Source organism: Pseudomonas extremorientalis (assembly GCF_001870465.1).
GTDB lineage: Bacteria > Pseudomonadota > Gammaproteobacteria > Pseudomonadales > Pseudomonadaceae > Aquipseudomonas > Aquipseudomonas extremorientalis.
In genome coordinates, this window is the sequence record NZ_MDGK01000003.1 from 132,557 (window position 1) to 156,047 (window position 23,491).

Below are 23,491 nucleotides of genomic sequence, written 5' to 3' on the forward strand. Positions count from 1 at the left end.
TATGTTGCCGATCCGCCGTGACATCCATTTCGCCCTGCCCGCCGAGCGCATCAAGGACTGGCATGAACAGGGCCCGTTCATCACCCATTTCTTCAATGCCCTGTCGCTGCTGTTTCCCCAGGGCGAGCTGTTTTTCATGGACAGCGTGCGCCACTATCGCCAGGACATCGACGAGCCTGCGCTTAAAAAAGAGATCCAGGGGTTCATCGGCCAGGAGGCCATGCACAGCCGCGAACACGTGGCCTACAACGACTTGCTGCAAGCCGCCGGGTTGCCGGCACATACGCTGGACCGGCGCTTGAAGTTCATCCTCGACTGGCAGAAAAAACACCTGCCTGCGTCCTTCAACCTGGCGGTGACCATTGCCCTTGAACACTACACGGCGATGCTGGCCGAAATCCTGTTGAGCGACCCGTCGCGCTTCGGCAATTCGCTCAAGGGCTATCAGCAGATGTGGTATTGGCACGCCCTGGAAGAAACCGAACACAAGGCCGTGGCGTTCGATGTATGGAACCGCGTGATCAAGCCCGGCCCCAAGCGCTATCTGCTGCGCACCGGCACCATGCTGACCACCACGGTGTTCTTCTGGCTGGTGGTGTTCGACTTTCACCTGCGCCTGCTGATTGCCGACCGCAAGTCGGGTGGGCACCTCAAGGGTTTCTGGCGCATGTTGAAGTTTCTGTATGGGCCGAAGGGTGTTTTCCCACGAATGCTGGTGCCGTGGCTGCACTACTTCAAACCCGGCTTTCACCCCTGGGACCACGACAATCGCGCGCGCCTGGCCGGGATCGATGGCCTGGTCGAGGAGATAGAGCAGACCCAGCGCGGGTATTAAGCCTGCGCCAAGGCGGCGCGTTCGCGTACGAACCCTTCCAACTGATCGCCCGGCAGTGCCTTGCTGAAATACCAGCCCTGGATAATCAATTCGGCGCCGGTATTCAGGAAGGCCAACTGCTCGGCAGTCTCCACTCCTTCCACCACCACGCCCAGGTTCAGCGCCTCACAGAAGCGCAGCATGCCGGTCATCACCTGGGCGCCCTTGGGGTCGTGCTGGGCCACCACGAAGCTGCGGTCGATCTTGATGAAGTCCACCGGGAACTGGTGCAGGTAACTCAGGGCCGAAAAGCCGGTGCCGAAATCGTCGATATACACCTTGGCACCGATGGCCTGCAGCTTCTGGATAGTCTGGCGCGTGACCTGGATATCACTGACCAGGGCATCCTCAGTGATCTCGACCGATACGTGCCCATGGGCCTGGGCCAGGATCTCCACCAGGCGTTCGCCGAAGGCGGCGTCGGTCAGGGTCGCGCTGGAAATATTGATGGTCATCGGCAGGGAAAAACCGAGTTTCTGCCACTTCTGGTACTGGCGAACCGCCTGGGATGCTACCCACACATCCACATCCGGCATCAACCGCGCCTGGGCCAGCCATTGCAGGAATTCCCACGGCGAATGCACCGTGCCCTGGGCGTCGCGGGCCCGCATCAGCGCTTCACACCCGGTGCACAGGCCTGTGCGGGTCGAGACCTGCGGCTGGAATTCAAGGTAGAACTCATAGTCGCTGATCTGCTGGATGCGGCTCAGTTCCACGGCCTGGCGCGCCAGGGTCTTGTGGGAGGCGAGTACCGGGTCCAGCTCGCGCAGACGGCCCTTTTCTTCAAGGCCACGGAAGGTCATGTCCAGGGACTTGAGGTACACCGTGCCCCCTTCACTGGCCTGGCGATGGATCGCCCGCACATACGGCGCGTACACCAGGGTGCCCAGGCCCAGCAGCGCCACTTGCAGCGCCACCGCCGCCAGGTCGCCGTGGGTACTCAGATAGGCATTGAGCAGCACCGGCGCGGTGAACGGCACGCTGACCACCGCCGGCGACACCCAGCCCATCTGCACCACCGTCAACGCCAGCATGGCATTCAACGCCGGGACGATCAGAAACGGTATGAACAAACGCGGGTTGAGGATGATCGGCAAGCCGAACAGCAGCACCTCGCTGACGTTGAACAGTGACAGCGGCAGGCTCGCCACCGCCAACAAGCGCATGGACTGGCTCCTGGAGAACAGCAGGATGGCCAGCAACAGGCACAATGCACCGCCCGAGCCACCGATAAACGCAAAGCTGCCCAACAGGCCACTGTTCAACACATATTTGACCGGCTCGCCCGCCGCCAGGGCCATGCTGTTCAGCACCACGACCTGATCCAGTACATCGAACAGCGGTTGCATGGCGTACACGCCGTGGATGCCGAAAAACCACAGCAGCGAATTCATCAGGGTCACGAACAGGCCGCTGCCGTAGGGCGACTCCAGCGCGTCCAGCACCTGGGGGCCTTGCAACTGCGCCACATACGGAATCTGCAGCAACAAGGACAGCACCACCACCAATGCCAGGGCAGTGATAGCGCCTGGCAGCACCATATTGATCGTGCCCCGCAGGTTGTGCCCCACCAGGTCTTCGTTGACCAGACGGGTCCAGCGGTAGCGGTGCAGCCAGGCAATTGCGGGAACGTTCAACAGCGGCGAGGCAATGGCGATAAACAGCACAAAGGTGGCCGAGGCCCTGGGGTAGTCCCGCAGGATGAATGTCGCCACCACCACATGGGCCAGGCACAGGAATGCCACGGGCAATTGGGGCAGGCGATGCTGGATCGCCAGCATGTAACCGATGGACGCGGCCACCAGCAGCGGGATCACGGAACTGATCTGGTTGTGCAGGCCGGCGAGGAACGCCACCACCTGCGGGTGGAAGCCAAGGACGCGAGCACATTCCGACAGAATCAGAAAGCCCGCCGAGACCAGCAGGCAAGGCAGGATCCACAACAGCCCTTCGCGGATCGCCCGCAGCGATTCAGTGCTGGCCAACGCAGCCAGGCGTTGGGTGAAGAAAAGCTTGAACAGCGTTTGCGCCATGACCCATCCCTCTGCCCATCGCCCACTGTCCCTGCAAGGCAGGGCTGGAAGCACCGGCTAACGCTACACGTCCTGGCCCAATGAGCGAAAGCCTTTTGCCATTCATCTGGGTGAATTTCCGAATCGGATAACAGGCCAGGCCCTGTTTTTTCCAAACAGTTGAGTTTTATGATCCAGGCCAATCGCTCAATCTGCTTCAATGACGCCTATCCGCCCTCCCCCTGACCTGTGTTTGGAGTAAGCCTTTGTCACAACCCGGTGATAACCACCAGCGCGCGCTGGACAGATTCCTCGATGAACACCCCGATGTCGCCGCCGAACTGGATACCCTGAATCCGCTGGCTGCCCAGGCCAGGGGCGAAACCCTGGCCCAGTACCGCGCCGAACGCTTGCATGAAGCCTTTGAAGCACAAGCTGAACGCCAGGGCCTGTTTGCCTGGGAGCTGACCCTCAAACTGACCGCCGATTCCTGTGAGGCCTTTGAAGCCCAGCGCCGTGAGGTACACAAGGAGGTGGCACAGATGGCGGGCCTGAGCTGGGTCGAGTACTGCCAACTGCACGACCTGCCCGGCTAACGCACTACCCCAGGAACCAGACACGGCGCCCGCAGCCCAGCACTTCGCGCAACTCGGCGACCGACACCGTGCGTTGTTCAGGATCCATCGCCAGAGCCGAAGACACTGCAGGCCAGCAATGCCTGGGCAACTGCCTCGGCCTCGGCAGCGGCTGATGCTGCTGACGTTCGCCGGGGCGCCGTCCTTCGGCCAACTCATAGAGCACACTGGCAACCCCGTACAGATCGGCACGGGGTGAGGGAAGCCCTCCGGCCATCAGCTCCGGCGCCGCATACGCAGGAGTCCAGGCATTCAGGCGACTGCGGCTCAAGCCGGGCAATCCGGCCCTTGCCTGCGCTTCAGCATGCCCCAGGCCAAAATCGAACAGCCGTATCCCCTGCTCCCCCACCATGATGTTCGCCGGTTTCACATCGCCATGCAGCACTCCTTGTCGATGGGTGTAGGCCAGCGCATCCAGCAGTTGCAGGGCGATGGGTTGCAGCGCCTGCCACGCCATCCCTTGCGGGCATTCCGGGAGCAGGCGGTCCAGGGTCAGGCCGGGCATCACTTCCATGGTGAAGAATGCCAGCTGGTGCGCCGTGTCGACCTCGAAAGAAAAGGCCCGGACCACATGTTCATGTCGCAGGCTCCGGGTCAGGGCGAACTCGCTGTACAGCAACACGTGGGCGTCGGTGGACGCACAGAGCGTCTCACCCAACAACTTCAGCGCAACGCGCGCGTCCGGTTCGCCAAACGCCTCATGCAGCAGATCCCGGGCACGATAGACCACCCCCATGCCCCCTGAACCGAGAATTCGCTCCAGCTGGTAGCGTCCCGCAAGCAGGTTCGGCGGACCGGCTGCGGCGTTCATGGCTGCACCACCACCGCAGTGAGGTCATCCAGCGCAGGTCCACGCAACACGTCGCTGAACAACCGCTCCACTACCTGCCCGGGCGTGCCGGCATTCATCGCACGCCCCAGTTGCCGGTGGCTGAGCCCCTGGTACAAGCCATCACTGCACAGCAAGAACACATCGCCTGGATGGGGACGCAGTTCCAGTATCTCCAGACTCAGCGGTTTTCCGGCGCCAATGGCACGAGTCAAGGCGCGGGCGTCTGGATGAGCGCGGGCCAGTTCCAGGCTCACATGCTGTTTGTCCATCAGTTGCTGTTGCAGGGAGTGGTCCCTGGACAGCTGATACAAACGCTGCCCTCGCCAGAGATAACATCGGCTGTCCCCTGCCCAGACGCACGCCGCGCGGTCGCGCTCAAGCAACAGGACAACCACCGTACTGCCCATGACGCGTGCCAGGCCATCGGCCGCCTGCAACTGGCTGTCGAGCCCCCGCAGGCAGCGTTGGACGGCCTCGACCCGCTGGTCGAAGCTGCCTTGGCCTGGCAGCGCCGCGAGGCTGCTGACCACCCGTTGACTGGCCACATTCCCAGCATGGTGCCCTCCCATTCCATCGGCGACCGCCCAGCAACCGCGTTGCGGGCAATCGAGGAACCCATCCTCGTTACGCGCACGACGCTTGCCTTGCGCCGTGCGGCCAGCACTTCGCCAAGGGTGCGCGCGGTTCACAACTGCTCCGGCAGGCGGAAGCCGCGCCATGTGGCCATCTGGAACGGGCTGGGGCTGCGTTGGCTGGTGAGCAGGTAGTTGGCACGCAGGCCGGCCAGGTCGGCCTTGAGTATCTGTGCATCCCTGCCGCTGGCCGGCTCGTTTTGCATCAGTTCGAAAAGCCGGAACAACGACCAGGCTCCCCGGTCTTTTTCAATGCCCAGCGGTCGCTCGGTACCGCGCTCCAGTACCAGGCTGCTGCGCCCATTGTCCGCATCACTCGGCCAATGGAACGCCATGGGCACGATGGGACCGTGACGGTATTCCAATTGCTGATCGCCCACCCGCAGCGTCGCGCGGTTGACGGCCTGGTCCAGGCTGTAGGGCGCCAGCGTGAACAGAACGGCCCAATTCCCCTGGTCTGCGCTGAAGAACCCCTGGCGAATGACCTGCGCGCGTGTCAGCTGGTCGAGCAACGAACGTGAAACAGGCAAGCTGCGGCCCTCAAGGCCACGCAAACGATAGCGGCTCCCCTCGACACTGACGAACGGCCGCAGGTAGCTGTCATAGAAGTGCTCCATCACCCCCCGCGGTTTGAAGAACGACTGGAAATCACCCAGGGCAACATCGCTGCCGGCGTCGGCATTGAAGGGGTAGCGGTGCCGAATCGCCTTCACATAAAAGCCATACACCTCACTCTGATAACGCTGGTTCACATACCCATAGGCGTCATCAAGCAGATGGCGCCAGGTTTGCTCGGCAATTCCGTCCAACCAGCCCTTGAGCGGCTGCGGCAAGCGAGCAGCAGCGTCACGCAGGTTACCCAACAGCGGCTGCTGTCCATCCATGCGTTGCCGGGCCATCTTGAATGCCGCGTGCTCGGGCGAACTGTCACGGTTCAGTGTCGAGACTTGCAAGTGCAACTCATCCAACAGGCGCAAGGCCTGGGTCAGCTCGGCCGTCGGGTTCTGCTCTTCATCCAGCAATTGGTGCAAGGGCTCGAAACGACGCAGCAATGCGCGCCGGGCAGTATCCGGCAGTGTTTGGCGCGGCAAGGCTCGGGTGAGCAAGCCAGACACCGGCGTGCCCAACTCAGCGACCTGCTGGCCCACCGCTCCAAACCGCTCATGGGTCGGCAGCAGTCGCGTGTGTTCACGCACTTGCCGCAACAGCAACACCAGCGCCGACTGGGCGGAAGTCAAGTTCGCAAGCTGCTGCGCATCGTGCCTCAGGTCGTCGCTTTCCAGCAGACTGACTCGACCCAGCGCATCACTCCAGATGTCGGCGTACTCGCTGAAGTAACGCTGTTCCAGCGCCAGCATCAGCTTGCGCAAGTCCACGACACTGAGGTCTGCGGCCTCCCCAAGCACCCAATTATCCTGGGCGATGGCATTGACCAACTGTGGCCCCTGGCTCTCGAAAAACTGCAGGTATTTACGGGTATAGAAACCCGGGATGGGGGGCTCAACCCTCGAAAACGCCGGGCTTTCAGCGAGGCGCAAGGGCTCCAGGTGCCGCGCTTGCTCGCGCAGTGTCCGGTAGACCACCTCTACCATTGGCTCGCCGCGCAGCACCAGACGGGCCTGGGCGACCAACTCATCATTCAGCGGGGCCGAAAAACCCTGTTCAACGAGCCGTGCAACGTGTTCGTTCAGGCGTTTGTGTGTCGATGCATCCTCGATGTACCCAACAGTCCGCAGCCCCGCCACTTGCTCGGCCAACCAGGCCTTATCACGTCGCTCGGGCAGGTTGAGCATCAAGTAAGCGCGAAGGCTGTCCAGCAACTGCTCGCGATCACCCAGGCTGTCACGTACCTGTTGTTCGAGCCGCAGGGTCACGTAGGGGAGCAATTGCTGATGCAGGGCTTGTTCGTAGGCGCTGTTCAATGATGGCCGACTCAACTCGCCCTGATACAAGCCGCCCCGCTCAACCCAAGGTACCTGCGCCGCCGGTGGAAACACCTCCGTGGCCGCCAGGCGACTGTCCAACAGCGCGAGCAACGCCAGGCTGGCGTCCGCTTCGGGTTGGCCTACAGGCTTGGGGTTGATCAGCTCCCGCAGTTGCACCAGCCGCTGATAGTTGAATGCGTAACTGTGCGCCCACAGCGCCCCGGCCGTACCCACAACCAATGAGGCGGCCAGCGCCATCAACCCGTGGCGTCGACGTATGCGCTGTCGCTCCGGGGTACGCAGCCCGGCAAGACCGGCCTCGGCAAAAATCACCCGATTGAACAGGCCCTGGGCAAAATGGGCACGCACATCACCTGTCTTCGCACAGGTCAGGTAGAACCCGCGCAAGCCGTTGATTCGCTGGTAGCAATGGGCGGAAAACGCACTCTCGATAAACAGGCAGACGAACTCGCCCAGACGAGCGAGATGCTGAGGAAAGCCCAGCATGCGGCCTCGGCGCTCAAGGTTGCGCTCCTGATGCAAACGCGGGATCAGCTCGGCACCCACACGTTGCAACAAGGCGTCGAATGTTTCGCGCACCTCGGCGGTATCAGTGCCTGCCATGCCTGACACCAGGCGCTCACCCAGCCAGCCTTCTGCGGCATCGCCCTGCCGCGCATCAAAGAACTCGGCAAACCCGGCCAGCCGATCAAGCTGCGTCAGCACCAGATAAACCGGCACATCTACCTGCAGTGACTGCTGGATGTCCTGCAAGCGGTTACGCACATGGCGCGCGTGAAGCTCCAGGTCGTGTTCGTTGCTGCGCAACAGCGTATCGACTGACAGCGTCACCACCACGCCATCGAGCGGCCGTGCCCTGCGCCATGACTTGAGCATGTCCAGCATTGTCGACCATCCTGCTGCATCGACACTGTGGTCGGTCTGGCTCAGGTATCGACCGGCCATCTCGACCACCACCGCGTCGTCGGCAAAACACCAGTCACAGTAAGAGGTGGCGCCTGGCGGCATCGCGTGCGTCCGGTCGAGCGCCGCCGGCAACCCGGCAGCGGCCAGCAAGTCGGTCTTGCCGCTGCCCTGCTCGCCAATCAACAGGAACCAGGGCAGTTCCTGGCGCGAACGCTCACTGCGCTCGCCGTAGCGGTGTGAGGTTTTCAACGTCTGCAGCGCTTCCTTGAAGCGCCTGCGCACCTGCACCACTTCGTCATTGATCAACCCCTGCTGCTGAAGATGTTCCAGCTGCCCAGGCTGATCCAAACGCGCGGAGCGACGTGCCCCCACAACCACCATCGCCAACCCCCATGACAGCAGCATTGCGCTGATGGTCAACAAACGGGCCGTCGAACCCTGCCAGAAACGGTAGTCGTCTACCGCCAGCAACGGCCCGACAAACCACACCAGCAGCGCACCGGCCAGCACCAACAACAGGCTCCATACCCAACTCTCGCGCAGCACCTTGCCCACGCGTCTGAAGAATGCGTTCATTCATTGCTCCCAGCGTTACAAGGGCGTCCGAGACGGCTCCGCCAGCGAAGATTGGAAAGCGTGCAACGTCGCCCTGCGCTCCTGGCCCAGCATCCAGGCGAACCCCGAATACACCACCAGCAGACACGCCAGCACGCAGGCTGCGGCCCAGGTAGCCGAGACAATGCGTATCCGTGCCTGAGAGGTCACGCCGGCGCCGGATACAAGGGTTAACGGCGGCTGATCACCGCGCACATGCCTGATCTGGCGATACACCGCGTCGTGTACAGTTTCGAGCTGCGCCCTTCCCCGTTCCATGACACGGTATTGGCCTTCGAACCCCAGGGACAGGCACAGGTACATCAATTCCAGCAGGGCCACATGCTTGACGGGGTCACGGGACAAACGCTCAAGCAGCTGGAAAAATTTTTCACCGCCAAAAGTTTCGTTGTGGAAACGGCTGAGCAGGCTGGTCTTCGACCAGTCGCTACGGCCGCCCCACGGCGTAGTGACCACGGCTTCATCAATGACACTGCACAGTACGTAACGCGCCGACATCACCTGACTGTTCTCGGCCCCCAGATACAAGGCATAGGCCTCGAACGCGTTGATGCCCGAGGAAAACTCCTCATTGAGTGCCGGCAGGCTTTCCCGGCCCGGGCTGGCCTTGAGTTGGACCACTTGCAGCAAGAGTTCCCAGGCCGCGGTCAACAGCACGTTGGGGCCACTCTTGAAGTGCCGTATGCCTTGCATCTGGGCGCAATAGATCATGCGGTCTTCCAGTTGCTCGAAGCGTGGCGGCGACGGGAAGTCCGTAACGGCTGCGTGCGCCGGTCCGAGACCCTCACGGTCAAGCAACACGGTTCTTTCGTCTTGCGGGTATTCACTGTCCATAGTCATGACGTCAGTTCCTGATAGCCCAGAAGTTGAGTTCCAGCTCGGCAAACTCGCCGCTGGCGTGGAAGGCGAAACCACCTGATTGCTCCAACTGCGCAATGTCACGGGGGCTGAGTTCGAGCATGAAATAGGTCTTGCCGGCGTGAAACGGGATCTGCCGCGGCGCTACCGGCAACGGCTTGACCTTGATCCCGGCCAGCTGCAGGTTGACCAGTTCGCGGATACGCTCCACCGGTCCGATCTTGAGATGGGCCGGCAGTCGATGACGTAGTTCCTCCGTATCGCACTGGGCAGTGGCCGCCAGGATGAAGGTGGCCGTACCGAGTAACTTGAGGTCGCTCACCGGGCATACCAGCACCCCGTACTGCCGTGGTTGCAGCGTCAACTCGACCGCCTGCTGTTCCAACACCAGCGACAGCGCCGCACGAAGGCCTTCCATCAATCCACGAAAGCTCGCGCCCTGATCGCCATGCCGGTATTGCGCCGGAAATTGCACCCGTTTGCTGTCGTTGGAAAAGGTGCACAGCTCACCGAAAATCGACAGCAGCTCCCGATACACCACCTCCGGCCGCACCTGGGTCTGGCTCAGGTAGTGACGCAATCTCAATTCCGCACGATTGATCAACTGCAGCATCAAAAAGTCGCCGACCTGTGCGCTGGCGCTAGCGCCGTTTCCCTGGATGCGCGCTGCAATCGCATCGCCACGGGTCGCCAGCAGGCTGGTGACTTCGTTGATGCAAGACGCCACATACCCCGAGCCCTGAAGGTAGATAAACGTTGGTACAAAATCCGCATCCAGCCTCACGCCGCCGTCCTGGGTCGAATCCACCACCCGGGCAACCTGGAGTTTCACGTAGAACGCGTCACCGGGCGGCTCACCCAGCATCAGGCGCAAGTCCGGGCGCGCGCATTTGATCTGGCAACGGGAGTCGACCCCGGCAGTGGAGTCACCGATTTCTGTATCACAGGCAACATAGCGCGCCAGGACATCGCGTTGCTCCTTCGAGCGCACCTCAACCTGATTGTCGGTCGCCAACGGCAGCGCCAGGTACACAGCCTGTCTGCCTGCATTGGCAGGCACCTGCAACATCAGCGGTTCCAGGGTGCCGCTCAGCTCGAACAGGCTGCCGTCCGGTAGCACTCCGGTGGCCTGGTTCACCACAATCTTGCCCAGGTTCAGGTACTGCACATCGACTTCCAGGCTCAGGAAACCCCAGGCATCACTGCTCAGCAGCCGGGTGTGGTTGAGTTGCCGATGGTAGTAGCGGTCGCTGTGCTGCAAGTGTTGGGGCCTCAGCAGCATGCCCTCTTGCCAGATAACGTTGTGGATCTGCATCTCAGTCCTCCGTCCTGTCAGGTTGAGGTGCCGCCATCCGGATACCCGTCTGGTCCAGCACGATGTCGGCACGGGTCAACTGTCCGGGAGCCAAAGGCAGCACCCATCGCCATTGCACATGGGGCAAGTCACGATAGGCCGCCAGCACGCCGACATAGCGACTGCGCGGCTCGACACTCAGCTTGAGCGCCAGCCGTTCGCCGGGACGCAGTTCCAGTTCCTCGCCGCTGACCCAATCCTTGGGCAGTGCCTGCTCGGCCCGGCCGTAGAGGCTGAAGAAATCGGCGTTTTCAAAGGCCACCGGATGCCGCAGCTCCAGCAATTGCACCACCACTGGCGAGGGGCGGCCGTGAAGGTCGGGATTGACCTCGTCGCTGGCCGTCAGAGTCAGGTCCAGCTTGGTCAGGGTGGAAAAAGGTGAAAGGGTGCTGCATCCCGCCAGCAACCCCAGCAGTAGCAGCGTGAATGAAACCGCGATCCGAGACCGGCCAATCATCCTGCGTACCCCGCGTGAAGGGTGGAGACCAGGCGTACCTGCTCCTCGTAGGCTTTGCAAAAATCATGACGCAGCACCTGCTCATCCAGGGGCTCGTCCTCAGTCAGTCGCCGATAATGACGTTGGTAGGCCCGCCAATGGGCGCCATCGCTGAAGAACCTGGATGACTTGCCGTCACGTTCGAAGCGCAGCAGCAAGTGCCCAGGCGCAAAGGCCGCCAATGCACCGCGTATGGCAGCCCGACAGGCCACGACCAGAGCCAGTTGATGAACCTGCAAGTCTCGGTACGCCTGATCGACCGCTTGCTCGGCAGAGAACTGACAGGATTCATCGGCGCCGAGCAAAAACTCCAGGGCGGCATGGTTGTCGGCACAGTCTTTCAACGGGTTGCGGGTATTGAGCAGCGGAACCGCCAGTAAGCCGTGGACCTCACTGTTGAGTTCATCGCGGGTTCGCACGCTTTGCTGCAACCCTGCGAGGGTTTGCCTGAACAGGCCCGCCACCTTGATCGCCAGGGCTTCGCGCCCCGGCGTATCAAGCGCGTCCACCTGCATGCCCAATGCGTGGGCGAACTGCGCCCAGAATGCTTCCGAGGTTGCAGGTGGTGGTGTGACAGGGCCAGGTGACACGACGTCTCTGGCCGGCTCAGCCCATTGCGGCACGACCAGGTGATCGTGCTCCACCGTGCCCTGACGCAAGGTTTCGAAAGGTGCCTGTGGCGTTGTGCCCAACGCGTCCAGCTCTGCCGAGGAATTGCCGAGCCGTACCTCGCGATCCAATGCGTCGACAGGATCCAGCCCCAGGAACGCGTCGTCTGGAATCGTGTCTTGCCGAGCAAAACCCTGCCCTGCCTGCAACACCAGGCGGGCACGGATATCCAGCAACCCCAGTTGGTACACATCGCCGTCACTGATGAGCCGTGCCTGTCCTTTGCACAGGCGCTCCATACTGCCCGACACACCGATACCGTTGCTGCTGATATCCGTCAGGAAATAGCGGGCCTCTCTAAAACTGACCAGAGCGTGGTGACTGGAAATCAGACGGTTGGCATCCGGGAGCACCCAGTCACAACCCGACCCACGTCCGATCACGCCACCGACACCGTCAAATGTCTTGCGCTCAGGCGGCTCCCCGTTTGCGGTGCTACAGAGTTCAAACATCAATTGCATGACAGCAGCCCCCTGTTCAGTGCCCACGACGAGTCGCGTGGGGGTCACCCAACGGACGGTAGTCGGCGTCATCAAAGACATAATTGGCGTTACAGCCACTCAACAAACACAGCGCAAGCACCAGGGCTTGCCACGGATGAAAAGGCATCAGGTATCTCCCATGAAAATAAGCGGCCCGCACGTTCCCTGCTCAACACTCCTCGCGGGCGTCCCCCACGGGGATTTTCAAGCGCGCCAGGCGGTAAAGCAGCGTGCGCCGCGCAACGCCCAACTCACGAGCGGTACGGGTGCGATTGCCACGGTTCTTGTGCAGGCAATCGATCAGGAATACCCGCTCTACCCGCTCCAGGCGTTGGCGCAGCGTCGCATCGACTGGCCCGGTGGCAGCCGGCACCGGCAAGGACAGGTGTGCCGGCAGGATCACACCGTCGTCACAGAGCAGCACCGCACGTTCCACCATGCACTTGAGTTCGCGGACATTGCCGGGGAAGGCGTGACCCGAGAGTTGATCAAGGGCTGCACTCGACCATTCCACCGGCACACGCCCGAGGTCAGCAGAGGCTTGATGCGCGAACTCCCGCGCCAACAGCAACACATCGCCGTCACGCTCACGCAGGGGCGGCAGTTCGATGGGAAACTGCGCAAGCCGGTAGTAAAGGTCCTCGCGAAAACTGCCTTGGGCGACCATGGTGGCGAGGTCACGGTGGGTGGCGGCGATGATGCGTACATCCACCTTGTGGGCCGTACTGGCGCCCAACGGACGCACTTCGCCCTCCTGCAAGACCCGCAGCAATTTAGCCTGCAGCGACAGCGGCATATCACCGATTTCGTCGAGGAGCAGCGTGCCGCCGTCCGCGCTGTCAAACAGCCCGGCGTGGTTACGCTCGGCCCCTGTGAAAGCACCTTTGCGGTAACCGAACAGCTCACTCTCCAGCAGCCCTTCGGGAAACGCCGCACAGTTTTGCACCACAAATGCTTTGCTCCTGCGCGGCCCCGCAGAATGGATCGCCCGCGCCACGACCTCCTTGCCTGTACCGGTCTCGCCACGCAGTAACACGGTGTAGGGGGTATGCAGGACCTTGCCGATCAAACGATACGTCTCGTCCATAGCCAGGCTGCTGCCGATCAACCCGTACGCTGAACGTGGCGCCGGCATGTAAGCCTGGGGCTGGGCAACACATCCAGTGGCACACTGACACTGCAGTAAAGCGCGCTGCATCAAGGCAAGGCTGCCCAACTGGCTCAAGGCGGCGGTGTAGCCCTGCAGGTTTTTCCGATGCTGGCTGGCACACAGCAGTACCCCCTTGATGCCCTTGCCTCGGTCAAACAACGGCACACATGACAACGCTTGCCAGGGGGCCCCCATGACCGGCAGGAAACCGTACTCGTACATGCTGCCTGAGTGTTCTTCCAGGCTAAGGGCAGTTTGCTGGTTGAGCACGTAGTGCAGCACCTGTTCATGCTGGAAATCCTTGGTACAGGCCGGATCGCCAGGGCAAGGCATGCCGTGCAAATGCTGGGCGATCAACTCAAGCCGGCCAGTGGATTCGTTGCGCCAGTACCATTGGCTGAGGTCACACTCGCTCAGTCGCGCCGCTGCGGCGACACACAAACCGGGGAGAGTGGCTGCGTCGTCCGCGCTGCCCAGGCGGATGAACCCGTCAAGCAGCGCATCGACACAGACCGCCGAACGGGGCAGCAGGGTGAGCAGCCGATCCTCTCTCATTGGCTGAACTCACAGGTTGGAACGCCGTTAGCCGCCAGCCGGGCATGGACCTGTGACACAGGCTCACCTCGGGCCATGGCTTGCAACCGCCGATCGACCACCTGCGGCAACAAATGCAGCTCGATCCATTGATCGACGTAACGCGCGCCACTGTCATCGTGGGCGCACCGCTCGGCCATGTGTTCAACCAGCTCCGACGTGTAACTGAATGCAAGACTGCGCAGACTCAAGCGTTGCCCCAGGCGTTCGAGCTTGAGCCTTGCCAGGTCATGCAGGACGTCACCCGTGACCGGGTAATACGGCACGACACGCATCCTGGCCAATAACGCGGCTTTGAAGTGGTCCCGCAATTGCGGCAGGATCGCCTCATGCAGCGTTCGCACGTCAGGTCGTTCGCCACCTGCGCACAATTGCCCGATGCGCTCACTGCCCAGGTTGGACGTCATCAGGATCAGCGTGTTGCGAAAGTCGATTTCCCGCCCTTCTCCATCATTGGCCAGGCCCTTGTCGAAAATCTGGTAGAACAGGTTCAACACTTCTGGGTCGGCCTTCTCGACCTCATCGAGCAGCACTACCGAATACGGGCGTTGGCGCACAGCTTCCGTCAACACGCCGCCCTCGCCAAAACCGACATAACCGGGCGGTGCGCCAATCAACCGAGACAGGGAATGTTTTTCCTGGAACTCCGACATGTTGAGGGTGGTGACGAAGCGCTCACCGCCATACAGCAGGTCGCCAATGGCCAGCGCCGTCTCAGTCTTGCCCACGCCACTGGGGCCGACCAGCAGGAATACGCCGACCGGCGCATCAGCCTTGTTGAGCCCCGCAGCAACGGCACGCAGGTTGCGGTCCAGGGCCTGCACCGCTTGCTCCTGGCCGAGAATGCGCAGGCGCAGCGCATCGGCAAAACCCAGTACCTGTTCACTGTGCTCAAGTGCCAGTTGTTCAACCGGGATCCCCGTCCATGCACTGATGACCTGAGCCACCAGGCGGGGGCACACCTGCTGCGTGGTTTGCTGCTGTGCAAGCCAGCGTTGCTCGAGGTCCAGGCGCTCGCCGTCCAGCGCCTCCATCCGCAGGTTCAGCGCGTGCAAGGTCTGTTCGTCCACGGGAAAGCCTTCGTCCCGGTCTCGGCTCAATGCCTGACGCTGCCGCGCCCCCGCCGCCTGTTCTGCATAAAGGTGTTGCAACGCCTCAGGCGCGGTCTCCCGGCGAGTGCTCAAACGAGCGCAAGCGGTATCCAGCACATCTACCGCCTTGTCGGGCAACTGACGCCCGGCCAAGTAACGGGCGCTCATCTGCGCCGCCGCGACCACCGCATCGTCGCGCACGTAAACACCATGACTGCGCTCATACACCGGGACTAATCCGCGCAGGATCGAGATCGCTTGCTCGACGCTGGGTTCTCCGACCCGAACAGGCTGGAAACGCCGCGCCAATGCCGGGTCTTTTTCAAAGTATTTCTTGTATTCCGTCCAGGTCGTTGCAGCGATGGTGCGCAACTTGCCGCGAGCCAGCACCGGCTTGAGCAGATTGGCGGCATCGGACGCACCCGCCTGCCCACCCGCCCCCACCAGCGTGTGCGCTTCATCGATAAACAGGATCACCGGTTTCACCGCGGCGTTGACCTCATCGATCACACCCTTCAGGCGTCGCTCGAACTCGCCTTTGATACTGGCGCCGGCCTGGAGCAGGCCCATGTCCAAGGTCAGTAGCCGCACCTCCCTGAGAGACTCGGGCACCTGTGCAGTGGCCACACGCAACGCGAGGCCTTCGACAACGGCTGTCTTGCCCACTCCGGCTTCACCGACCAGGATTGGGTTGTTCTTGCGTCGACGCATGAGTATGTCGATCAACTGGCCGATCTCAACGTCACGACATAACACCGGGTCAATACGCCCTTCATGGGCCTGGCGTGTCAGGTCGTGAGTGAAGCGCTCCAGCATTGATTCGCCCTGCGGCGCAGGGTCTGTACGAGGCGCCTGACCCGACACGAACGCCTGCACACGCTGTGCATCCAGCCGGCTCAGAAAAACCTGATAGGCGCTGCCCGCGTGCTGCCGCGGATGGCGCAAGAGCGCCAGCAACAGGGCGCCGTGATCGATTTCAATGTGTCGCAGTTCCAAATGAGCAACCATCGAAGCCTGTTGCAGCCATTGCACCAGTGCCTGGGCAAACACCGGATTGCGTGACGCACTGGCCTCCCCCTTGGGTTGCAGCGTGGCTTGCAGTTCTGCGGTTTCAATACCGGCATCCTTCAGCGCCCGCACCAGTAGGCCATCGCGATGCTCGAGCAGGGTCAACAGCAGGTCTTCCACCAGCACTTCCCTGCCGCCGCGCATGACGCAGCGCTCGGCGGAACGCTCCAGGTCTCTGCGGGCCTGGGGGGTCAATGCCTGGATAAGTTGTTGCAGGTCCACAGTCATCATCCTGATTCATCCCTAATAAGCGTTGCCTGGCACAATGACCACACCGTCGGCGCTTTCATGCGCCAGCCAACTGGTCCAGCCGAGGCGGCAGACGTTGTGTTCGCCGATGTGCAGCGGCCGGATCTCTTCCTTGGCCATGACCAGACGCACGTCATAGTCCAAAGGGTCCCGCGCCGTCAGGCGCACCAACGAACACAGCAGCGGGTAGTCCGCGCCGGTCGGCAAAAAACCATGGAATCGGTCCCACCCCAACCCCTGCAGATGCACCCTGAACTTGCCGTTGCGATCAGCCACCTGGCTGCCCAGCACCTGGTCATGGCCAAGGGTGCTGTTGGCGGCGCCAAGCCGATTTCGCTGTGATTTGGCGATGCCCACGCTGCGCAGGACCCATTGCTCGACGAACAAACGGCGGTGCTTGAAGTAGTAACGCAGCACCGTCTCGATCAAGACCGCAGAATGCACCCGCAGGCTGAGCAACCCCAGGTAGGGCAACAGTCGCTTGCCGTTCAGTTGCGTGGCGCTGCGGACCTGCGGCCCTCTTAACCCGATCAACGCAAACATCTGCTCGGAGAAGGCATCACGGGCGCCTGCCTGGAAACACGCCCGATAGCGATATTTGCGCCAGATCGGCAGCATCAGCCGTTGCAGACGGTGATGGAACACGTCGAGGAAATCCCGGGTTGCGTTGCCACCCAAGTCATCGGCGCACGCCTGCTCAGCGTAAAACGCTGGCAATGGCGAACCCGCGCCACACAGGCCCAGTACGTTAAGACGCAAACGCGCACGCAACTGGCCGTGCTCGATAAAAAACGCCACCCGGTCGATATCGTGACCGGGAAAACCCAGGCCCGGGTTGGCCTGGAACTCAAGCAAGTCGTACAGCGTGTCGTCATCCAGCAACGGATGGGCATCGCGCAGACGCTTGATGACCCGCAGGACCGCCTGAAATAGCGAGTACTCACGGATGACCCGGGTCAGTTGTGTCAAAGCGGGGGCTGCTGGCCCATCCGTGGTAACCATAGGTACACGTCTCCTTGTGTGCTGATGACTCTAAGTTCGTGGTAAGCGTTGAGGCTGGCGTACAGCGCGAAGAATTCGTTGAGCACCGAGGCGAACACAAACACCTCGCCCTCCCCCAGGAAGCCCTGGGGATCGATGGTCAAGTCAATGCGTAACCCTCGAATCGGCAAGCCGTGGAACAATTGGTCGACTGCTGTGTGGCTGACCGAGCGCATCGCGCCCAATCGCCGCTCGCTGACCTTCTGCGCCTGGCGATCGTGGTAGCGCGGCAAATCGTAGGTTTCGAGGATCACTTTCAAGGCATGGATGTCGGTCAGCGACAGGTAGTTGAGCGACATGTTGCTGATCAGCCGCCAGAGAAAGTCCCGGTCCAGAGGCGGAATAAAACTGGCTGTCGGTGCGCAGATATTCCGAAACGACAGCCCTTGCGGCGTCTGCTCGCAAGGCTGGTTGATGTCGCCGATCTGCAACTGTCGAGGCAGGTTGTGATTGGTGCACGTCAGCTCGATCGACAGTGTCTGCTGATCCAGCTCCAGACCGCTGCCCAACCCGAGCCAGGTATCCAGCCCGGTGTGCTGCGCCGATGGCCGCTGGCGAATGCTGTAACTCGCCGGTCCCTGGGAACGCGCGGTATCCCCCTCATGCTCGAAGGATTCAAAGGGCACGTAGGCCTGATACCCCAGCCCTCCGGGGTGCCAACCCGTGACGCTGTCTACGGAAAATACACTGGCGTTACCACGTGAGTACTCACCAGGGATCAGCAGGTATTCGTCCTGTTTTCCGTCCAGGCGGATAGGTACCGCGTCATGCTTGAACAGGTTGACGATGGGGGTGCAGTACAGCTTCACGTTATCCAGAGTGGGCTGCCCGGGTTCTCGCCATGGCCTGCCCAATCGGAAGCGCATCACTACGCCGCACACCTGCTTGAGCAGTTCGCCAGGTAATCGGTGCAGTACTCCCAACCCTCCCACGTCGACAAACAGGTACTTGTCGGGAAAAGCAAAGTACTCCTGCAGATGGCGATAGCCGCCAAAAGTATTCGCTGGATACGGAATCAGTGCCTGCTCCTCGCTGAACCCTACCGGCTGAACCTGATCGGCCTCCAGACGCAGCGATATCGCCTGCCCATCCTCCCCACTGACCGGAAAGCCATCCCGACCGAAAGGCAGCAACTCGATACCCTCCAGATGACGCAACAGACTCAGGTACAACGCCTGGCTGATGTAGCGATCCCCCGCCAGATGCAGACGTAGCTGATCGACGTTCCACTCACTGAAGTTGCCTTCTGCACTCATCTCCAGGCGCAGGCTCAAACTGCCCCGCTCAGCCTGGGCGCTGTAGTCCAGCGCACTCAGCTGCAACGGCAGAACCTGAGTGGCGTAGCAGGTACGAAAGCGGCATCGTTCGTCATTGACTGCGACACTTTCAACCGGTGTATCGCGCGCGACCCACACACCAGGGCCTGAGTGTTTCAGCGGATCGAACTGCAGGATGCTGAACGCCGGCAATGGACGCATGTAGTTGGGCCAGAGCAACTGCATCAGCGAATGCGTCAGCTCTGGAAGCTCGTCATCCAGTTTCTGGCGCAAGCGCCCGGTGAGAAACGCAAAGCCTTCCAGTAACCGCTCTACGTCCGGGTCCTGACCCGCCTCCGCAAGAAAGGGAGCAAGCGCCGGATTGCGCTCGGAGAAACGTCGACCGAGCTGTCGCAGTGCACTGAGTTCGCTCTGGTAGTAACGGTTAAAGGTCATCAGGCATGACCTCTACCCGGCCGGAATCAGAGAGCCGCGCGGTAAACACCACCGGTTGAGCGACACCCTTGACCACCAGGGTGGCTTCGATAGCGAACGCAAGCGCCAGCGGGTCATGATCCCGTGGCAACATCATCACTTTTACCTGCTTCAAGCGCGGCTCGTACGCTCGGATAAAGCGCTCGATCAACAGACGTGACTGACTCAGTGATTCATGCAGGCTCTGATTCATATCATTGAGGTCGGGCATACCGTAGTCCGGCAATGTCTGAACGCTGCCGGCACGGATACTGAGCATTTTCCCCAGGTGGTTCGCGACAGATGTCACGCTACTGGCGGGGGTTGCCGCCGGACGCTCGAGGCGCTCGAACAGGCTTCGATAACCGCGCACTTCCTGGTCCTTGCTCATTCTTTGTCGAGCTTGCCGACGAGGGATAGCGTGAAATCAGCGCCCATGTACTTGAAATGCGGTCGCACACTCAGGTTGACGCGGTACCAGCCGGGCTCACCCTCGACATCACTGACGACGATGCGTGCCGCCCGCAAGGGACGTCGCCCACGGACTTCAGCGCTGGGGTTTTCCTGGTCGGCCACGTACTGGCGAATCCATTTATTGAGTTCGAGCTCCAGGTCGGTGCGCTCCTTCCATGAACCCAATTGCTCACGCTGAAGGACCTTGAGGTAATGGGCCAGGCGATTGACCACCATCATGTATGGCAACTGGGTGCCCAGGCGGTAATTCAGCTCGGCTTCCTTGCCCTCGGGGCTGAGCCCGAAGTGTTTCGGCTTTTGCACCGAGCTGGCGGAAAAAAACGCCGCGTTGTCACTGCCCTTGCGCATCGTCAAGGCGATGAAGCCTTCTTGCGCCAGTTCGTATTCACGACGGTCGGACACCAGTACTTCGGTGGGGATCTTGGTTTCGATTTCCCCCATGCTCTGGAAGTGATGCAACGGCAAGTCTTCCACCGCTCCACCGCTTTGCGGGCCAATGATGTTCGGGCACCAGCGGAACCGCGCGAAACTGTCAGTCAGGCGCGTGGCGAAGGCGTAGGACGTGTTGCCCCACAGGTAGTGCTCGTGACTGTTGACCACGTTTTCCTGGTAGGCAAAGGTCTTGACTGGACACTCAAGCGGATCATAGGGCGTGCGCAGCAGGAATCGCGGCACGGTCAAGCCGATGTAGCGCGCATCTTCGCTTTGGCGAAAGCTCTGCCATTTGGCAAATTGCGGGCCTTCGAAGTGATCCTTCAGGTCCTTGAGGTCGGGTAAACCGGTGAAACTTTCCAAGCCGAAGAACGCCGGCCCGGCGGCTGCGATAAATGGCGCATGGGCCATGCAGGCCACACTGGCGGCGTACTGCATCAGCTTTACATCAGGGGCGCTGGGGGACAGGAAGTAGTTGGCGATAATTGCGCCCACCGGCTGGCCACCAAACTGCCCGTATTCCGCACTGTAGATGTGCTTGTACAACCCGGACTGGGTCACTTCCGGCGAGTCTTCGAAATCTTCCAGCAGGTCTTGCCGGGAGACGTTCAGCAGTTCGATCTTGATGTTCTCGCGAAAGTTGGTGCGATCGACCAGCAGTTGCAACCCCTTCCAGGACGCTTCCAGCGCCTGGAAGTCGGGATGGTGGAGTATCTCGTCCATCTGCAGGCTGAGCTTGGTGTCGATCTCGGCGATCATCCGGTCGACGAGGCGTTTCTTGACGGGCTCGCCACGGTTCTGGGGCTTGATCAACTCTTCGATGAACGCCGATACACCGCGCTTGGCAATGTCATAGGCGTCGTCGTCGGCGCTCAGCAATGTCTGGGCAACGATGTTATCGAGGATGCTGTGCTGATCAGCAGGTTGTGCCGGCAGCGAATGCGGTTGTGTCGTCATGGGGTCAGTGTCCTTTTACTGGAAAATGTCAGGCGTCGGGGCTGTCCAGCCCTAGTTCCGCCAGTACCCGTGCCCGGGACTCGTCGTCGGCCAGGGCTTGCTCGATAGCCTTGCGAAAGCTCGGGGTGTTGCCCAATGGCCCCTTCAACGCCACGAGTGCCTCACGTAGGGCCATCAGCTTGTGCAACTCGGGTACCTGCTCCACCAGGTTCGCAGGGTTGAAATCCTTCATGCCGTTGATGCGTACCTGAATGGCCAACTCGTCGACGCCCGCCTCCTCCTGCAAACGGTTGGGCACGCTCAACGTCAAGCTCAATGCCTGCTTGGCCAACACGTCATCCAGGGTGTTCTTGTCGATTGCGATGGGCTTGCGATCTTCGAGCTTGCGCACATCCTCAAGCTGGGTGAAATCGCCCAGCACCAACAGTTTCAATGGCAGCTCGACTTCTTCCTGCGCCCCGCCGATGGCGGGTTTGAACGTGATGTTGATACGTTCCTTGGGGGCTACCGAACCTTCTTTGGCCATGGTGTCTCTCCTTTTTCAAGTGGCTCGAAAGCCTATTCAAGTACCGCTTCCAGATCGAAGAGGCACAGCCTGCGATGGGTGTCTTCCTTGCGTTCGCGCACGGCATGGTTTTGTGGCAGCAGGTCGCAACAGCGGTGCAGGAGCTGCGTCACTTCCAGGGCCAGCTCCGGCTCCCAGCGCTCCAGGCCCATGCGTTGCAGTTCATGGTCAAGCTGTTCGAGCTGGATCTTCGCCAGCTCATGCTTGCCCGCCTGTATGCACAGACGCGCTTGGGCGAGCCGCCAATGAAAACGTGCGCGATCACTGCGCGCGGCCTGCATGCCTTGCTTGAGTTCTCGAATGGCAGACTTGAGTCCGTCCTGACGCAGCCGCGGTGTCAACGCCTGCAACGCGGTCGCCCAGGGCTCGGCGTTCGCATCGATCACTGCTGCGGGTAATTCGGACCGGTGCAGGTGACGGACAACCTGCTGGGAGATCCAGTCGCGAGTGGCTGCGTCGGCAAAGGGTGCGCCGTCGTGAAAGCGAAACTCCGGCAGGTCCGGCAAGCGTTGCAGCAACAGCGCGAAGGTCACTTCCAGCTCGGTCATGGCCAGGTCGGCCTGCAGGACCTCCAGGCATTCCCAGAGCATGCGCAGACCATCGAACCAGAACATCGCCCCGGCAAGACTGGCCTCAAGTTCAAGCACCAGGTCTGCGTGATGGCCTTGTGCAAAGCGCTCCTGATAACGTTTGAGCTTGTCGGGAGCGGGCCCGCGCAACGCGGTCACCTGCTCGTTATCGGCATTCGGGTAGCTGGCAAGTGCCAGCCATGCCAGTGTCCGACTCAAACGCAACGCACGCAGGTCGGTGGCGCTCTGGCGCAGCCACCAGGCACAGAGTGGGCGGGCCTGCTCCTGCAAGGTACGGAGCACCTTGTGTGCGTCCTTTTCGCTCTCCACCGCCGCTTCGGACTTGCGCAATTGGCTGGCGGCCTGCTTGACTTGCTCGATAACTCCGCTCAATCCCGCCACCGGGGTATCGTCCTGCGCTGCCCGCTCCAATCGCTGCGCCAATTGCCTGCGAACAGGCAACAGCAGCGGCGCATCATCCCCGAGGTGCTCGGCCCAAAGCTCATCCAGATGCACCAGGTGCTCCAGCAAGGCGCGGAACAAAGGCTGCTGGTTCTGGAGCGCCAGGCCCTGCGTGAACAGCGGCTCGAGGCGCAACACCAGCCATCCGAATGCGGCACCGCGGGTGCGCGGTTTTTCCGGGTAGAGCACCGACCACTGATGCTCACAGAGGTAGCGCAACAACCCGAGCCCCGCCAGCAGCCCCGGGTAGGATTCACGCTGGTGCAATGCCCAGGTCAGCCACACAGCCACCCGCAGATCCTTGGACTGATGGCGCAGCAGGTTCTCGCTGGTTTCCAGCACCTTGTGCCAGTCGGGCTGGCTGCCGGCATGAATCGAGTGTGCCTTGGCCAGCTCGGACTCCAGCACTTCATATTCACTCGAAAAGCGCATATCGCTGCCCGCAAAACTTGTTTGCGTACAGGGTGATCGCGCAACTTCCAGATAATAATCATACCGATCATCCGAACAAACCATTTGCCACCACACACAACTAAAAACCCACAAAAAAACCAACTAACCACGCAAGTACTGCGTGACAGCCAGCGATCTTTAGTTCGCAATTTCCTGCGAAGCCCTCGAACCTTAGTCATGCCCAAAACATTCAGCAAGCGATGGAACTGCACTTAGTCCTTTTCCTACAAACCCAGTTACCACAGGGTGCGCGCAGGATTTTGCGCACCTAACACTGCATAGCCAATCAGCTAATCGACAAACTTCAGCATTTATCAACAGTTCAATATGAGCAACTAAATGCGC

The 23,491-nt window shown here is 61.2% G+C and carries 19 protein-coding genes; 2 read left to right on the forward strand and 17 right to left on the reverse strand.

From position 1 onward, the window contains the following. Nucleotide 1 precedes the first annotated feature (1 nt). On the forward strand, nucleotides 2-835 hold the full coding sequence (locus tag BFN10_RS00555; RefSeq protein WP_071487975.1) for a metal-dependent hydrolase: 834 nt from the start codon (nucleotides 2-4) through the stop codon (nucleotides 833-835). Here the strand turns inward: BFN10_RS00555 and BFN10_RS00560 are convergent. Continuing rightward, on the reverse strand, nucleotides 832-2,907 hold the full coding sequence (locus BFN10_RS00560; protein ID WP_071487976.1) for an EAL domain-containing protein: 2,076 nt from the start codon (nucleotides 2,905-2,907) through the stop codon (nucleotides 832-834). The two genes, BFN10_RS00555 and BFN10_RS00560, sit on opposite strands and share 4 nt — an antisense overlap. A 245-nt stretch (nucleotides 2,908-3,152) precedes the next feature. Here BFN10_RS00560 and BFN10_RS00565 point away from each other — a divergent pair, with 245 nt between their 5' ends. Further along, entirely contained in the window at nucleotides 3,153-3,482 is a 330-nt protein-coding gene (locus tag BFN10_RS00565; protein WP_071487977.1) for a DUF6388 family protein, read from the forward strand. Between the two features lie 4 nt (nucleotides 3,483-3,486). Here BFN10_RS00565 and BFN10_RS00570 read toward each other — a convergent pair whose 3' ends face one another. The 16 genes from BFN10_RS00570 to tssA are packed head-to-tail and all read right to left on the reverse strand — an operon-like array spanning nucleotide 3,487 to nucleotide 23,209. Continuing rightward, the gene (locus BFN10_RS00570) at nucleotides 3,487-4,332 is read right to left on the reverse strand and encodes a serine/threonine-protein kinase (RefSeq protein WP_071487978.1); all 846 of its coding nucleotides are present in this window, start codon (nucleotides 4,330-4,332) and stop codon (nucleotides 3,487-3,489) included. Continuing rightward, entirely contained in the window at nucleotides 4,329-5,042 is a 714-nt protein-coding gene (locus tag BFN10_RS00575; protein WP_130898141.1) for a PP2C family protein-serine/threonine phosphatase, read from the reverse strand. The genes BFN10_RS00570 and BFN10_RS00575 overlap by 4 nt, the downstream gene beginning before the upstream one ends. Beyond that, entirely contained in the window at nucleotides 5,039-8,413 is a 3,375-nt protein-coding gene (tssM, locus tag BFN10_RS00580; RefSeq protein ID WP_071487979.1) for a type VI secretion system membrane subunit TssM, read from the reverse strand. Before tssM ends, BFN10_RS00575 begins: the two co-directional genes overlap by 4 nt. Nucleotides 8,414-8,428: 15 nt before the next feature. Further along, on the reverse strand, nucleotides 8,429-9,292 hold the full coding sequence (gene icmH / locus BFN10_RS00585) for a type IVB secretion system protein IcmH/DotU (protein ID WP_071487980.1): 864 nt from the start codon (nucleotides 9,290-9,292) through the stop codon (nucleotides 8,429-8,431). Between the two features lie 4 nt (nucleotides 9,293-9,296). Continuing rightward, the gene (tssK, locus tag BFN10_RS00590) at nucleotides 9,297-10,625 is read right to left on the reverse strand and encodes a type VI secretion system baseplate subunit TssK (protein WP_071487981.1); all 1,329 of its coding nucleotides are present in this window, start codon (nucleotides 10,623-10,625) and stop codon (nucleotides 9,297-9,299) included. A 1-nt stretch (nucleotide 10,626) separates the two neighbouring features. Then, complete coding sequence (gene tssJ / locus BFN10_RS00595) at nucleotides 10,627-11,121, reverse strand: type VI secretion system lipoprotein TssJ (protein WP_071487982.1); 495 nt, start codon at nucleotides 11,119-11,121, stop codon at nucleotides 10,627-10,629. Further along, nucleotides 11,118-12,290, reverse strand: coding sequence for a type VI secretion system-associated FHA domain protein TagH (gene tagH, locus BFN10_RS00600; RefSeq protein ID WP_071487983.1), 1,173 nt, complete (start codon nucleotides 12,288-12,290; stop codon nucleotides 11,118-11,120). Before tagH ends, tssJ begins: the two co-directional genes overlap by 4 nt. Before the next feature lie 16 nt (nucleotides 12,291-12,306). Further along, nucleotides 12,307-12,438, reverse strand: coding sequence for a type VI secretion protein (locus BFN10_RS29595; RefSeq protein WP_081049244.1), 132 nt, complete (start codon nucleotides 12,436-12,438; stop codon nucleotides 12,307-12,309). 42 nt (nucleotides 12,439-12,480) lie between these two features. Further along, nucleotides 12,481-14,016, reverse strand: a complete 1,536-nt coding sequence (locus BFN10_RS00605) for a sigma-54 interaction domain-containing protein (RefSeq protein WP_071487984.1) — start codon at nucleotides 14,014-14,016, stop codon at nucleotides 12,481-12,483. Continuing rightward, nucleotides 14,013-16,445, reverse strand: a complete 2,433-nt coding sequence (locus BFN10_RS00610) for an AAA family ATPase (protein ID WP_071487985.1) — start codon at nucleotides 16,443-16,445, stop codon at nucleotides 14,013-14,015. Before BFN10_RS00610 ends, BFN10_RS00605 begins: the two co-directional genes overlap by 4 nt. A gap of 12 nt (nucleotides 16,446-16,457) precedes the next feature. After that, complete coding sequence (gene tssG / locus BFN10_RS00615; RefSeq protein WP_071487986.1) at nucleotides 16,458-17,465, reverse strand: type VI secretion system baseplate subunit TssG; 1,008 nt, start codon at nucleotides 17,463-17,465, stop codon at nucleotides 16,458-16,460. Further along, nucleotides 17,429-19,216 (reverse strand): type VI secretion system baseplate subunit TssF, encoded by a 1,788-nt coding sequence (tssF, locus tag BFN10_RS00620; RefSeq protein ID WP_071487987.1) that lies wholly within the window; start codon nucleotides 19,214-19,216, stop codon nucleotides 17,429-17,431. The genes tssG and tssF overlap by 37 nt, the downstream gene beginning before the upstream one ends. Then, nucleotides 19,206-19,625, reverse strand: a complete 420-nt coding sequence (gene tssE, locus BFN10_RS00625) for a type VI secretion system baseplate subunit TssE (RefSeq protein WP_071487988.1) — start codon at nucleotides 19,623-19,625, stop codon at nucleotides 19,206-19,208. Before tssE ends, tssF begins: the two co-directional genes overlap by 11 nt. Next, nucleotides 19,622-21,097, reverse strand: a complete 1,476-nt coding sequence (tssC, locus tag BFN10_RS00630; RefSeq protein ID WP_071487989.1) for a type VI secretion system contractile sheath large subunit — start codon at nucleotides 21,095-21,097, stop codon at nucleotides 19,622-19,624. The genes tssE and tssC overlap by 4 nt, the downstream gene beginning before the upstream one ends. 28 nt (nucleotides 21,098-21,125) lie before the next feature. Further along, the gene (gene tssB / locus BFN10_RS00635) at nucleotides 21,126-21,623 is read right to left on the reverse strand and encodes a type VI secretion system contractile sheath small subunit (protein WP_071487990.1); all 498 of its coding nucleotides are present in this window, start codon (nucleotides 21,621-21,623) and stop codon (nucleotides 21,126-21,128) included. Between the two features lie 32 nt (nucleotides 21,624-21,655). Further along, nucleotides 21,656-23,209 (reverse strand): type VI secretion system protein TssA, encoded by a 1,554-nt coding sequence (gene tssA, locus BFN10_RS00640; protein WP_083351460.1) that lies wholly within the window; start codon nucleotides 23,207-23,209, stop codon nucleotides 21,656-21,658. Nucleotides 23,210-23,491 lie beyond the last annotated feature (282 nt).

What these genes read in the sequence shown, in the direction of transcription:
- BFN10_RS00555 (WP_071487975.1), top strand. Translation starts at nt 2, where the DNA reads ATGTTGCCGATCCGCCGTGACATCCATTTCGCCCTGCCCGCCGAGCGC.
- BFN10_RS00560 (WP_071487976.1), bottom strand. Translation starts at nt 2,907, where the DNA reads ATGGCGCAAACGCTGTTCAAGCTTTTCTTCACCCAACGCCTGGCTGCG.
- BFN10_RS00570 (WP_071487978.1), bottom strand. Translation starts at nt 4,332, where the DNA reads ATGAACGCCGCAGCCGGTCCGCCGAACCTGCTTGCGGGACGCTACCAG.
- tssM (WP_071487979.1), bottom strand. Translation starts at nt 8,413, where the DNA reads ATGAACGCATTCTTCAGACGCGTGGGCAAGGTGCTGCGCGAGAGTTGG.
- icmH (WP_071487980.1), bottom strand. Translation starts at nt 9,292, where the DNA reads ATGACTATGGACAGTGAATACCCGCAAGACGAAAGAACCGTGTTGCTT.
- tssK (WP_071487981.1), bottom strand. Translation starts at nt 10,625, where the DNA reads ATGCAGATCCACAACGTTATCTGGCAAGAGGGCATGCTGCTGAGGCCC.
- tssJ (WP_071487982.1), bottom strand. Translation starts at nt 11,121, where the DNA reads ATGATTGGCCGGTCTCGGATCGCGGTTTCATTCACGCTGCTACTGCTG.
- tagH (WP_071487983.1), bottom strand. Translation starts at nt 12,290, where the DNA reads ATGCAATTGATGTTTGAACTCTGTAGCACCGCAAACGGGGAGCCGCCT.
- BFN10_RS29595 (WP_081049244.1), bottom strand. Translation starts at nt 12,438, where the DNA reads ATGCCTTTTCATCCGTGGCAAGCCCTGGTGCTTGCGCTGTGTTTGTTG.
- BFN10_RS00605 (WP_071487984.1), bottom strand. Translation starts at nt 14,016, where the DNA reads ATGAGAGAGGATCGGCTGCTCACCCTGCTGCCCCGTTCGGCGGTCTGT.
- BFN10_RS00610 (WP_071487985.1), bottom strand. Translation starts at nt 16,445, where the DNA reads ATGATGACTGTGGACCTGCAACAACTTATCCAGGCATTGACCCCCCAG.
- tssG (WP_071487986.1), bottom strand. Translation starts at nt 17,465, where the DNA reads ATGGTTACCACGGATGGGCCAGCAGCCCCCGCTTTGACACAACTGACC.
- tssF (WP_071487987.1), bottom strand. Translation starts at nt 19,216, where the DNA reads ATGACCTTTAACCGTTACTACCAGAGCGAACTCAGTGCACTGCGACAG.
- tssE (WP_071487988.1), bottom strand. Translation starts at nt 19,625, where the DNA reads ATGAGCAAGGACCAGGAAGTGCGCGGTTATCGAAGCCTGTTCGAGCGC.
- tssC (WP_071487989.1), bottom strand. Translation starts at nt 21,097, where the DNA reads ATGACGACACAACCGCATTCGCTGCCGGCACAACCTGCTGATCAGCAC.
- tssB (WP_071487990.1), bottom strand. Translation starts at nt 21,623, where the DNA reads ATGGCCAAAGAAGGTTCGGTAGCCCCCAAGGAACGTATCAACATCACG.
- tssA (WP_083351460.1), bottom strand. Translation starts at nt 23,209, where the DNA reads ATGGTTTGTTCGGATGATCGGTATGATTATTATCTGGAAGTTGCGCGA.